Origin of the sequence: Clostridium sp. AM34-11AC (genome assembly GCF_003435375.1) — a bacterium.
GTDB classification, from domain to species: domain Bacteria; phylum Bacillota; class Clostridia; order Lachnospirales; family Lachnospiraceae; genus Pilosibacter; species Pilosibacter fragilis.
This window is the reverse complement of record NZ_QWGL01000007.1, coordinates 55,543-67,825: the sequence shown is the minus strand read 5'-3', so window position 1 is coordinate 67,825 and position 12,283 is coordinate 55,543. Positions and strand designations below refer to the sequence as shown.

The window sequence follows — 12,283 nt, the reverse complement described above, 5'->3', positions numbered from 1 at the left end:
TCAACTCATAGGTTGTCTGACAAGTAAAAGAACAATCTTATCCGCCCAACAAGCAGAATAATAAAGAAGCAGGTAACGCGCGAGGATGAAAATAAAAACAGTCAATATTACGGATCAGGTCGTTGAGTATCTGAAGGAAAATATTGAATCCGGAAAATGGAACATCGGCGAAAAGATTCCGTCTGAAAACCAGATGGTTATGGAACTTGGAGTCAGCCGTTCCAGTATCCGATCGGCACTTCAATATCTGATCGGGATTGGTGTTCTGAAAAGCTATCAGGGAAAAGGAACGTTCCTGATCAACACTCAGGTTGAAAACTGGGACGAGGCAGAATACAAGATCACATCGGAAGATTGTATGGATATCTGCAAAGTACTGGAATTCAGAAAGATTCTGGAGCCGGGGGCATGCGTACTCGCAATGGAAAACTGCGATGAAAAAACAGTTGCCGCTCTGGAAGTTTATCTGGAACAGATGAAGGAATTTAAAGGAGACCGAGCGAAATTTGTCCGTGCAGACCTGAAATTTCATGAAGTTATCAGCCGGACCTCCGGCAATCCGCTTCTGGAAAAGAGTCTTCATAAAGTTTTTCTGGAATCCAGAAAGAACCATGAACAAATGAATGAGTTGTTCGGATATGAGACGGGACTTCACTACCACACGGAGATACTGGAAGCATTTAAAAATCATGATGCAGAAAGGGCTCGTGACGTAATGGAACAGCATCTTGGTGGTTCGATTGAGACATTGAAGATGTCTGGAAAGATCGAAGATCGTGAAGGCGGAACAGGAAAAAAATAAGCAATGAGTAAAACAGGGTGTCGGTTGCAGCGCAAAAGGCACCTTGATAATAAAACCAAACTTGTATGATGAGTAACAAGTTAAGAGACAATCAAGACAACTTGAAAATCTGCAAAATCAATAAACTGATTATGGCAACGTCTTATAAATAAAAGGATGAGGAGGAATATGGGATGTCAGTAAAGATTAGGGATATCCGGGTGATCTGTACGGCACCAGAAGGAATCAATCTTGTGGTCGTAAAGATCGAGACAAATCAGCCGGGGCTGTATGGACTTGGCTGCGCAACCTTTGCTTACCGCCATCTGACGGTAAAGCATCTGATTGAGGAGTATATGAAGCCGCTGCTTGTAGGGCGTCCGGTTGAAAATATCGAGGAGACCTGGCAGCTGATGCATCAGAACGGCTATTGGAGAAATGGCCCGATCGAGAATAACGCGATTTCCGGAATCGACATGGCGCTTTGGGATATCAAGGGAAAGATGGCAGGGATGCCGTTATACGAGTTGTTTGGAGGAAAAGTAAGGGAAGGAATTCCGGTCTACCGTCATGTGGACGGACGGGACATTAATGAGATCTGCGAGAATATTCAGATGTATCAGGAAATGGGGATTACCCACTTAAGATGCCAGTGCGGCGGTTACGGCGGACTTCCTTATGGACAGACACCTGAGACAGCACCAGAAGGCGCACATGATGGATTGTATCTCGATTCTAAGAAATACATCCGCGATACAATCCAGTTATTTGAACAGATTCGAGCGAAGATCGGTTACGATATGCAGCTTGTGCATGATGTCCATGAGCGGATTGCTCCGGCTGATGCGGTGGCGCTTGCGAAAGGTCTTGAACCGTTTGATCTTTTCTTTCTGGAAGATCCGGTTCCGTTAGAGCAGCTCTCCTGGCTTAGAAATTTAAGACAGCAGACGAGCATCCCGATCGCGCAGGGGGAACTGTTCAACAATCCGTATGAATGGAGAACCGTGATCGCAGAACAGCTCATCGATTTCATCCGTGTTCATATCAGCCAGGTTGGAGGAATTACACCGGCGAGAAAGCTTCAGATCTTTGCGGAGCAGTTTGGTGTTCGGACAGCATGGCACGGACCGGGGGATATGTCTCCGTTAGCCCATGCAGCAAATATCCACATCGACCTTGCGGCACAGAATTTCGGTGTTCAGGAATGGTCCGGGATCGAACCGCCGAACTTTGTGATTCAGGAATTAAAAGGACCGCACGGCGCGCTTCTTGATGTATTCCCAGGTATGCCGGAGTATCGGAAAGGCTATGTTTACGCGAATGATAAGCCAGGCCTGGGCGTCGATATCGATGAAACTGAGGCGGCAAAGTATCCGTGTGAAAACACCGTGACAACGTGGACACAGACAAGAGGACGTGACGGAGCACTTGTAACTCCGTAGATTTTCGGAAAAGGGAAAGGAGCTTAAAGAGGAATGAGCAAAAAGTCATCAGCTCTCGCAGCTGCAGGAATTCTCGCAGCAGCAGTTGTACTCAGCGGATTCAGCATCTACAAGGACAGTCATCAGAAGAACAGCACAGACGGAACGATCACGCTTCGAATGGCACAGACCTCATCACAGGCAGGAGCCATCGGACAGTCGATGGAAGCATTTGCAGACAGGATTTACGATGAGACCGAAGGAAAATATAAGATCGAGACATACCATAACGGACAGCTCGGAGCTGAGATCGATACGATCGAGGGATGTCAGATGGGAACGATCGATATCGCAGTCGTCAACCAGTCCACGATCGGAAACTTCATCAACGATTTTCAGGCGCTGGACATTCCGTACCTGATCACATCGACCGAGCAGGCCGATGCCGTGTTCCTGGGGGATATCGGAACCCGTTTCCTCGACAAGCTTTCCGGCGTCCAGCTCTACGGACTGGGGATCTGGGAATCCGGTTTCCGCAACCTGACAAACAGCAAGCGGGATGTCAATTCGGTGGATGATGTCGCCGGACTGAAGATCCGTACCATGGAGAATCAGGTACATATCGCATTCTGGAAAGCAATGGGAGCAGATGCGACCCCGATGTCATGGGGCGAAGCTTACACAGCACTCCAGCAGGGTGCACTTGACGGACAGGAGAACCCGGCAACCGTTATCCTGACAAACAACGTCGCTCAGGTCAACAACCACCTTGCAATGACCGAGCATGCGTACTCGACCGTTTTCCTTGTCATGAGTCCTGAGACATGGGCATCCTTTGACGATGAGACAAAAGAAACCTTCAAACGTGTGATGGCTGAGTGCAGCATCGAGGAGAGAGAAATCAGTCGTAAGATGGATTCCGAGGCAGTCGCAGAGCTGGAAAAACAGGGAATGACCGTCACATATCCGGATAAGCAGCAGTTCATCGACAAGGCAGCAGACTTGTATGCGCAGTGGGAAGAACAGTATGGTGATATGATCTCTGAGATCCGGGCACTGTCAGTAAATAAGTAGGAGGTGCGTTATGGAAAAATTCGCGGCAGTCTTTAAAAAAGTACAGAAAATCAATAAAGCGATCATCGGCGCAGTCCTTTTACTGATGATCGGAGTTGTATTCTTACAGACATTTTGCAGATTTGTTATATTTAAGAGCCTGACATGGTCGGAGGAACTTTCCAGATATCTGTTTGTGGCATTGATCGTTCTTGGAATCAACCTCGCGGCGACAGATCACCTGTTTGTCCGCATTGAGCTGATCGACGGATACCTGAAGGGAAAGGCACAGTATGTTATGGATGTGATCCGGAAAGGAATCGCCATTTATGTTAGTTTGATTCTTATGTATAGCGGCTACGGGCTTATTGAGATCGGTGGATATCAGATCAGCCCGGCAATGGGAATTCCAATGAGCCTGCTTTACGGGATCATGTTTATCGGATTTATTATGAATTTCCTCGCATTGATCGTAGATACCTGGGAGGAATTTGGAAAAGAGAAGGAGGTAGGCTGATGCAGACTGCAGCTATTGCTTTGATCGTTGTCCTGCTTGTCGGCATGGCATGCGGACTTGAAATTACATGGGCATTGGGGTTATCATGTATTGTAGCGGTTCTTCTTGACCCGAAGCTTACATTTGTAGTGATCGCACAGAGAATTTTCGCAAACTCCAACAGCTTCTCAATGCTGGCGATCCCGGCATTCATGCTCGCCGGTGACGTTATGTCAAAGGGCGGACTTTCCAAACGTCTCGTTGCCTTTGCAGATTCCCTCGTCGGCTGGATCTCCGGTGGAATCTCCCTGGTATCCATCGTTGCCTGCACATTCTTTGCAGCAATTTCCGGTTCCTCTGTTGCTACAACAGCGGCTATCGGCGGACTGATGTACCCGGAGATGGTAAAGCGCGGCTATCCGGAATCTTATGCGGCAGCTGTTCAGGCGATCGGAGGAACACTTGGAATCGTAATTCCGCCGAGTATCGTGCTCGTTATTTACGGTAATATCACAGGAACAGACGTAGGCGCACTCTTAATGGCCGGTATTCTTCCAGGTGTTGTCTGCAGCATTTTTCTTTGCCTCTATGCTTACTACAAAGCAAAGAAATGCGGATTCCCGAAATCCGACAAGTTTTCCTTCAAGAGATTTCTTGTTTCCTTTAAAGACGCAGTATGGGCGCTGATCATGCCGGTCATCATTCTCGGAGGTATTTACGCCGGAATCTTTACACCGACAGAGTCCGCAGTTGTTGCCGTTGTTTATGGTCTGATCGTATGCCTCGCTGTTTATCGCGAGATCAGCATGAAGACGATCTGGGAGATCGTTGAGAATACAGCAGAAGGAACTGCAAACCTGATGATCCTTGTTGTGACAGCGCAGATGTTTGGCTGGCTGATCTCTTATTATCAGATCCCGCAGGCAGTGACGAACTTCATGCTCGCATTTGTCTCTAATAAATATATGTTCTGGGCGATCATCATCATCCTTCTGACGATCTGCGGCATGTTCCTGGAAGTTGGAGCAACAAACCTGATCCTCGGCCCGATCCTTGCGCCGATCGCTGTTGCATTTGGAATCGATCCGGTACAGTTCGGACTTGTCTTCGTATTTCTTCTTGCAATGGGACAGGCGACACCGCCTTTCGGAACCTGTATGTTTGTGGCATGCGGAATCAGCAAACAGTCCGTTGGTCAGGTGTCAAAGCATCTGGTTCCGTTCGTTGTAGTAGAGATCCTCTGCGGAATCTTATTTGCACTTGTTCCGGGAATTTCACTGCTGCTCCCGTCGATCATAGGGTAACATGGAATAAACCGGTTATAGATAAAACAAAGCTTTTCAGAAAAAGGAGAATGAATTATGGCTGAAATGATGAAAGAAGTCGTTGTTGTAGAACCGCATAAATATGAGGTGCGTGAGGTTGAGATTCCGGAACTTGCAAACGAGGATGAAGTCCTTATCCAGATGAAATCCGCAGGTGTATGCGGAAGTGACCATCACATCTGGCATGGCTCCAATCCGTGCTCCACATATCCGAGAATTCCGGGACATGAGAACGCCGGTGTGATCGCAAAGATCGGTAAAAACGTGAAAAATGTGAAGGTGGGTGACCATGTTATCGTGGATCTTCTCTCCTCCTGCGGAACCTGTTACCAGTGTACGCATGGAAGAAAGAACGTGTGCGAGCATGTAAAAGTAAGAGGTTCCGGAGCAGACGGCGGCTGGAGAGAGTATTTCACAGCGCCGGCAAAAGAAGTATACAAGATTTCCGATTCTGTCAAGTGGGAAGATGCGGCACTTGTTGAGCCGTTTGCAATCGGTTCCCACTGCACAGGACGCGGTCGTGTGGTCGAAGATGATGTTGTATTTATCCTTGGTACAGGAACGATCGGTTCCATTATTTTACAGACATGTAAGGCGAAGGGCTGCAAGACCGTGATTTGCTGTGATATCAGCGATTCTTCCCTTGAGCGCGCAAAAGAATACGGCGCTGACTATGTGATCAATTCCAAGACTCAGGATGTTGTTGCGGAGATCCAGAAGATCACAGACGGACATGGCTGCACCGTAGCGTTTGACTCTGCATGCTTCCCGGGTTCCCTGACAATGTGCCTGCAGCCGGGGATCCTCTGCAACGCGGGCCGTATGGTACCGATGGGATTCTGTACAGAAAAAGAGGGAATCACACAGGCGATGATCAATCAGAGAGAGCTTGACATCATTGGCTCCAGGATGTCTCAGGATGCGTTCGAGCCGACGATCGCAAGAATGGAAAAGGGTGAGTATATCACCGAGGGCATCGCAACAACATTCATCAAATTCAGCGAGATCGACAAGGTCTTCCATCTGATGGATCATCCGGACGAGTCCGCGAAGAAGATGGTAATCCTGTTTGACTAAGAGAAATCTGAGAGGAGAATATGATCATGGAATTATTTAATATTGAAGGAAAAAAAGCGATCGTAACAGGCGGAACAAGAGGACTTGGTTATGGAATGGCAGAAGGTCTGATGGAGGCAGGATGTGAGGTCGTGATCGTTGGAACTTCCGATAAGGTCTATGATGTGGCAAAAGGATTCTGCGACCGCGGCTTCAAGTGCCACGGTGTAAAAGCAGATTTCAGCAAGCGGGAGCAGGTATATCAGGGATTCAATGACTGTGTGGCTGCACTTGGCGGCGATCTTGACATTATTGTAAACGCACATGGTATCCAGAGACGTCATAGCGCGGAAGTATTCCCGATCGAAGAGTGGGATGAAGTTCTCAATGTAAACTTAAATTCTGTATTCATTCTTTGCCAGGAAGCTGCAAAGATCATGTTGAAGAAGGGATATGGAAAGATCATCAACATCGCATCTATGGTATCCTGGTTTGGCGGACAGACTGTTCCAGCTTACACAGCAGCAAAGGGCGGCGTGACACAGCTCACCAAGGAACTCAGCAATGACTGGATTGCAAGAGGCGTCAACGTCAATGCGATCGCGCCGGGTTATATGGCAACAGAGATGAACTCCGCGCTGCTTGATCCGGAGAATCCAAGATATCAGCAGATCACCGAGCGTATTCCGGCAAATCGTTGGGGTACCGGCGATGACATGAAGGGTGCCTGCATCTTCCTCGCATCCCACGCCAGCGACTATCTGGGCGGAGCGATCATCCCGGTAGACGGCGGATATCTTGTAAAATAACATAGGTACAAATGAAAATGCCGTCCGGAAAGTCTCCGGGCGGTATTTTTTTGCAGGCACAATCTTATCTATGAATTTGTCTAAAAATTAACGTTAAACAAAAGATTATTAAGCAAAATACATAAAACACTTGATTTATTTAATGAACGCATGATAGAATCGACAATATGTTAAGAAACAAATTCAATAAGCCATAGAGGGGAAAGCAGACATGCCTGCGTGAGCAGGTGTGACCGATGAAAAAAGATTGCAGAGGAGAGGATCATATGAGCAGATTGGAGATCATGTCCCCGACCCGCGCGCGGATCGTGATGGAGGGACTTTATAAAGATCTGGAGCGAAGAATCGAGTCAAGCCCGCCGGGGCTCTGTCCGGTTGATATGGCCAGAGCATTTCTGGAGCTGTGCCATGCGCAGACCTGTGGAAAGTGTGTGCCGTGCCGGATCGGTCTCGGACAATTGAACCAGCTGATCCGGGATGTGTTAAACGGAAAAGCGACGATGGACACGCTGGATCTTATGGAAAAGACAGCACTGTCGATCATGGATTCCGCCGACTGCGCCATCGGCTATGAGGCAGCGAACATGGTCTACAAGGGACTCATCGGCTACCGCGATGACTATGTGGAGCACATCAGGAACGGGCGCTGTACCTGTACCTACAATCAGCCGGTTCCCTGTGTCGCAATCTGTCCGGCCCATGTGGACATCCCGGGCTATGTGGCGCTTGTGGAAGAAGGAAGATACGCTGATGCGATCCGCCTGATCCGCAAGGACAACCCGTTCCCAACCACCTGCGGCTTTATTTGTGAGCATCCCTGCGAGGCGAGATGCCGCCGGAATATGGTGGATGATGCGGTCAACATCAGAGGACTCAAGCGGTTTGCGGCGGACTACGCAGGCTTTGTGGATCCGCCGGAATGTGCTCCGTCAACGGGAAAGAAGGTCGCTGTCCTCGGCGGCGGTCCCGGTGGTTTAAGCGCAGCTTACTACTTACAGCTCATGGGACATCAGACTACCGTATATGAGATGCTTCCGAAGCTTGGCGGCATGCTCCGCTACGGAATCCCGAACTACCGTCTCCCAAAGGATCGGCTGGATGAGGATATCAACGCGATCTTAAAGACAGGAGTGGAAGTAAAACAGGGCTTAAAAATCGGCGTGGACATTACGATTCAGGAACTTCGGGAACAGTATGACGCGGTGCTCATCACCATCGGTGCCAGCACGGATAAAAAACTTGGACTTCCGGGGGAGGACGCGGACGGCGTGCTCTCCGCGGTACAGTTCTTAAGAAGTGTTGGAAAAGACGAGATCATCGATCTGACCGGAAAAGAAGTCGTTGTCATCGGCGGCGGAAACGTGTCCATGGATGCGGTCCGAACGGCGAAGAGACTGGGTGCGAAGAAAGTCAGCATTTTATATAGAAGACGAAGAAACGATATGACAGCGTTGCCGGGAGAGATCGAGGGCGCTGTCGCCGAAGGTATCGAGATCGTGACCTTAAAGGCCCCGGCGTCCCTGGATGTCGGCGAGGATCACAAGATTCACGGCATCTACGCGACCCCGCAGATGATCAGTGCGATCAAGGATGGACGTGCCAGCGTGAAGCCGACAGGCGAGCCGGATGTCTACATCCCATGCGACATCCTCATCAAGGCCATCGGACAGGATATCGAGTCCGGACATTTCGAGAAGGCCGGGATTCCGGTATCCCGCGGCAAGATCGTCACCTTAAAGAGCGGCGCTTTTGAGAACATGCCTGGCGTATTCGCGGGCGGTGACTGCTCCAGCGGTCCGGCTTCCGTCATTAAAGCCATCGCGGCGGCGAAGGTCGTTGCGGCGAACATCGATGAATACCTCGGCTACCACCACGAGATCACCAGCGGTGTGGAGATCCCGGAGGCGAGCCTGAAAGACAAGACCCCGTGCGGACGCGTGAACTTAACGGAACGTGATGCCTGCGAGCGTGTCTGCGATTTCAACGCAGTGGAGAACTGTATGACCGAGAAGGAGGCGAAGCAGGAAGCCGGACGGTGCCTGCGCTGCGACCATTTCGGATACGGAATCTTTAAAGGAGGCAGGAGTACATTATGGTAAATATGATCATCGACGGAAAACATGTTTCGGCAGAGGAAAATATCACGATCATGGAAGCTGCTGAGAGAAACGGGATCCCGATCCCGAAGCTCTGTTACTTAAAGGGGATCAACGAGATCGCGGCCTGCAGAGTCTGCGTCGTGGAGCTGGAAGGAAAAGAGAAGCTGATCACATCCTGCAACAATGTTGTGAAGGACGGCATGGTGATCTACACCAACAGCCCGAAGGTCAGAAATCATAGAAGAAATACGGTACAGTTATTATTATCCCAGCATGATAACCGGTGCGTTGTCTGTCCGAGAAACGGGAACTGCCAGTTACAGCAGGTTGCCTGCGACCTGAACATTCTGGACATTCCGTTCAGGCAGGAACCGGAATATCAGCCGTGGGATAAGGATTTCCCGCTGATCCGCAATTCCGCGAAGTGCATCAAGTGCATGCGCTGCGTGCAGGTCTGTGACAAGATCCAGGGACTGGGAATCTGGGATGTGGAGGGAACCGGCTCCAGAACGACCGTGAATGTGGCGGGACATAAGACGATCCGGGAAGCTGACTGTGCTCTCTGCGGTCAGTGTATCACCCACTGTCCGGTTGGCGCGCTCTCAGAGAGAGATGATACGGAGAAGGTCTGGGATGCAATCGAGAATAAGGATAAGATCGTGGTAGCTCAGGTTGCACCGGCGGTCCGCGCGGCCTGGGGCGAGGAACTCGGCCTGGCGGACGAGGACGCGCCGGTGGGCAAGATCTTTGATGCTTTAAAACGCATGGGCGTGAACTACGTCTTTGATACGGTATTCTCTGCAGATCTCACGATCATGGAGGAGAGCACGGAGTTTATAAAACGGTTTACGAGCGGCGAGCTGAAGGAGAGGCCGATGTTCACGTCCTGCTGCCCCGGCTGGGTGCGTTTTGTGAAGACCCAGTTCCCGTACATGGTGAACTATCTTTCCACGGCGAAATCCCCGCAGCAGATGTTCGGCGCGGTCATGAAGACATATTTCGCGGAAAAGCTTGGTGTTTCTCCGGACCAGATCTTTACGCTGTCCATTATGCCGTGTGTGGCAAAGAAAGGCGAGCGGGAGATGGATCTCTTCTACGGCGAGTATGCCGGACATGACGTGGATGCGGTTCTCACAACAAGAGAACTTGTGAAGATGATCCGCTCCGCCCATATCCGCCCGGATACCTTAGTGGAGATTCCTGGCGACAGCCCGATGCACGCGGGAACCGGAGCGGGCGTGATCTTCGGAGTGACCGGCGGCGTTATGGAGGCGGCTCTCCGCACCGCGTATTTTACCTTAAAAGGCGAGAATCCTCCAGCAGACGCTTTTAAAGCGGTCCGCAGCGGAGGTTTTCAGGAGAATGCCGGAGTTCAGGAAGCGGAATTTGCCATCGGTGACATCAAACTCCGCACAGCAGCGGTCAGCGGACTCGGAAACACGAGAAGACTTTTACAGCAGATCGAGCGCGGCGAGGTCCACTACGATTTCGTGGAAGTCATGGCCTGCCCGGGCGGCTGTGTCGGCGGAGGCGGACAGCCGATCCATGACGGCGAGGAGCTGGCGTTTACGAGAGGCAGAAAGCTCTATGCGCTGGACGCAAAAGCTGATATCCGCTACTCTCATGAGAACCCGGATATCAGGGAGATCTACAGCGATTTCTTTGGAAAGCCGATGTCCCATAAGGCGCATATGCTGCTGCATACGGAGCATTGGAAAAATAATTAAAGTGTCAGTTAAATTACGGATACAGGAAAAGCACGCAGATGCAAAAACGTCTGCGTGCTTTTCTTGTATCGAAAGATCTTGGATGCTATGCCTTTTGACGGCTCATGAATGAATATGCGGAGTTTATTTGGCTGCGCTCTGAAATACAGAGTTTATTGATTGAGCAGCCAATCTATGAGATTTTCGGATCTGATGCCGTCATAGGAGGCATCAAGCCCCGGTTCAAGCGACAAGACGATTTTTTCGTAGTTATCACGGATGTTTTGCAGCGGTGTAAGTTCCCGGTTGCGTACATCCTCACTCATCATAGACTCTGTCACCTGGATATACTTTTTATCATCGGCTGTCGTTGCAATAAAGTCCACTTCGGCGCTGCCGATCTTGCCGATCGCTACATCATAACCCCTGCGAAGCAATTCAAAGTAAACGACATTTTCGATGGCATGACCGCTGTCGCGATTACGGAAGCCCAGCAGATAATTGCGAAGGCCGATGTCAACAATATAGTATTTTCCCAACGTGCGGAGGTATGCCTTTCCCTTGATGTCAAAGCGCTTGATCTCATAGAAAAAATAGCTTTCCAGTAGTGCATTCACATATGCCTGCACAGTATGTGCGCTAGGAGCGCCCTTGCGTTTACCATCGTCAAGGAGCCCCTCGTTTATCAAAGTGTTGCCTATGGAGGAAATGGATACGCTGGAGCCGATATTGTCGGCAAGGAACAGGATGATCTTGCGCAGAAGCGTGGGGTCTGTGATCTGTTTTTGCCCCCTGCGTTTTTCACGTTCTAAAATATCACGGATGACTACCGTGGAATAGATACCGTCAAGAAGAGACAGTGCTTTTTCCTGATCCAGACCGACATCGGCGATTCCCGGCATTCCGCCGAATCTTATATAGGCATCAAATACCTCACGCAATTCATAACGTTCCCCGTTTTTGTCGAATACCTGTTTGCGGAGTCCCCCGAGCGCACTTTGTATTTCATGTACTTCAAAGCCGTGAAAATCAAGAAATTCACGGAATGAGAGCGGCAGCATTCTGATTTCTACACACCGCCCGGAGAGGTAGGTGGAATACTCCGAAGAAAGAAGGTAAGCGTTTGACCCGGTAACATAGATGTCACAGTCAAAATCTACACGGAAGGCGTTTACCGCGTCCTCCCATGCTTCGATCCTCTGCAGCTCATCAAAGAAGAGATACATCCGCTTTCCGGGAACAATACGTTCTTTTACATAGCGATAAATATCGTCGGCACTCATCCTGCGAAAATCAAAGGATTCAAAATTCATTTCAAGGATCTGTTCCGGAAGAACACTGGTATCTTTCAAATGCCGAACCATCAGCTTTAACAGACTGGACTTTCCGCAGCGGCGAATGCCAGTAATCACTTTGACCGGTTCTGTATCTTGAAAACCTATCAGCTTATTCAGGTAACTGTCACGCTGCCTGAGTTCATGGGAATCTATCATGTCTATCACCTCCTGCAGTATTAGTATGGCATAAACTGGTGAAA

The 12,283-nt window shown here is 49.7% G+C and carries 10 protein-coding genes; 9 read left to right on the top strand and 1 reads right to left on the bottom strand.

Features of this window, described 5'->3' with window-relative positions; genetic code table 11:
- Positions 1 to 85: 85 nt before the first annotated feature.
- From DW826_RS06610 to DW826_RS06570, 9 genes are all read left to right on the top strand, one after another.
- Positions 86 to 802: a FadR/GntR family transcriptional regulator gene (locus DW826_RS06610; RefSeq protein WP_015552379.1), complete on the top strand. Its 717-nt coding sequence runs from the start codon at positions 86 to 88 to the stop codon at positions 800 to 802.
- A gap of 173 nt (positions 803 to 975) precedes the next feature.
- Positions 976 to 2,223, top strand: coding sequence for an enolase C-terminal domain-like protein (locus DW826_RS06605; protein ID WP_015552380.1), 1,248 nt, complete (start codon positions 976 to 978; stop codon positions 2,221 to 2,223).
- Positions 2,224 to 2,256: 33 nt separating this feature from the next.
- Entirely contained in the window at positions 2,257 to 3,276 is a 1,020-nt protein-coding gene (locus DW826_RS06600; protein ID WP_015552381.1) for a TRAP transporter substrate-binding protein, read from the top strand.
- Between the two features lie 10 nt (positions 3,277 to 3,286).
- Positions 3,287 to 3,772 carry a TRAP transporter small permease gene (locus DW826_RS06595; protein ID WP_015552382.1) on the top strand — a complete coding sequence of 162 codons (486 nt, stop codon included), beginning with the start codon at positions 3,287 to 3,289 and terminating at the stop codon, positions 3,770 to 3,772.
- Positions 3,772 to 5,055 carry a TRAP transporter large permease gene (locus DW826_RS06590; RefSeq protein WP_117552362.1) on the top strand — a complete coding sequence of 428 codons (1,284 nt, stop codon included), beginning with the start codon at positions 3,772 to 3,774 and terminating at the stop codon, positions 5,053 to 5,055. Before DW826_RS06595 ends, DW826_RS06590 begins: the two co-directional genes overlap by 1 nt.
- Positions 5,056 to 5,112: 57 nt before the next feature.
- Complete coding sequence (locus DW826_RS06585; protein WP_117470832.1) at positions 5,113 to 6,153, top strand: alcohol dehydrogenase catalytic domain-containing protein; 1,041 nt, start codon at positions 5,113 to 5,115, stop codon at positions 6,151 to 6,153.
- Between the two features lie 26 nt (positions 6,154 to 6,179).
- The gene (locus DW826_RS06580; RefSeq protein WP_117483435.1) at positions 6,180 to 6,941 is read left to right on the top strand and encodes an SDR family oxidoreductase; all 762 of its coding nucleotides are present in this window, start codon (positions 6,180 to 6,182) and stop codon (positions 6,939 to 6,941) included.
- A 266-nt stretch (positions 6,942 to 7,207) separates the two neighbouring features.
- Positions 7,208 to 9,040, top strand: coding sequence for an NAD(P)-binding protein (locus DW826_RS06575; protein WP_117552361.1), 1,833 nt, complete (start codon positions 7,208 to 7,210; stop codon positions 9,038 to 9,040).
- Complete coding sequence (locus DW826_RS06570) at positions 9,034 to 10,767, top strand: [FeFe] hydrogenase, group A (protein ID WP_117552360.1); 1,734 nt, start codon at positions 9,034 to 9,036, stop codon at positions 10,765 to 10,767. The genes DW826_RS06575 and DW826_RS06570 overlap by 7 nt, the downstream gene beginning before the upstream one ends.
- Before the next feature lie 152 nt (positions 10,768 to 10,919).
- Here the strand turns inward: DW826_RS06570 and DW826_RS06565 are convergent, their stop codons facing one another.
- Positions 10,920 to 12,239, bottom strand: a complete 1,320-nt coding sequence (locus tag DW826_RS06565) for an ATP-binding protein (protein WP_117552359.1) — start codon at positions 12,237 to 12,239, stop codon at positions 10,920 to 10,922.
- Positions 12,240 to 12,283: the final 44 nt, after the last annotated feature.

What these genes read in the sequence shown, in the direction of transcription:
- DW826_RS06605 (WP_015552380.1), top strand. Translation starts at nt 976, where the DNA reads ATGTCAGTAAAGATTAGGGATATCCGGGTGATCTGTACGGCACCAGAA.
- DW826_RS06610 (WP_015552379.1), top strand. Translation starts at nt 86, where the DNA reads ATGAAAATAAAAACAGTCAATATTACGGATCAGGTCGTTGAGTATCTG.
- DW826_RS06600 (WP_015552381.1), top strand. Translation starts at nt 2,257, where the DNA reads ATGAGCAAAAAGTCATCAGCTCTCGCAGCTGCAGGAATTCTCGCAGCA.
- DW826_RS06575 (WP_117552361.1), top strand. Translation starts at nt 7,208, where the DNA reads ATGAGCAGATTGGAGATCATGTCCCCGACCCGCGCGCGGATCGTGATG.
- DW826_RS06590 (WP_117552362.1), top strand. Translation starts at nt 3,772, where the DNA reads ATGCAGACTGCAGCTATTGCTTTGATCGTTGTCCTGCTTGTCGGCATG.
- DW826_RS06570 (WP_117552360.1), top strand. Translation starts at nt 9,034, where the DNA reads ATGGTAAATATGATCATCGACGGAAAACATGTTTCGGCAGAGGAAAAT.
- DW826_RS06595 (WP_015552382.1), top strand. Translation starts at nt 3,287, where the DNA reads ATGGAAAAATTCGCGGCAGTCTTTAAAAAAGTACAGAAAATCAATAAA.
- DW826_RS06565 (WP_117552359.1), bottom strand. Translation starts at nt 12,239, where the DNA reads ATGATAGATTCCCATGAACTCAGGCAGCGTGACAGTTACCTGAATAAG.
- DW826_RS06580 (WP_117483435.1), top strand. Translation starts at nt 6,180, where the DNA reads ATGGAATTATTTAATATTGAAGGAAAAAAAGCGATCGTAACAGGCGGA.
- DW826_RS06585 (WP_117470832.1), top strand. Translation starts at nt 5,113, where the DNA reads ATGGCTGAAATGATGAAAGAAGTCGTTGTTGTAGAACCGCATAAATAT.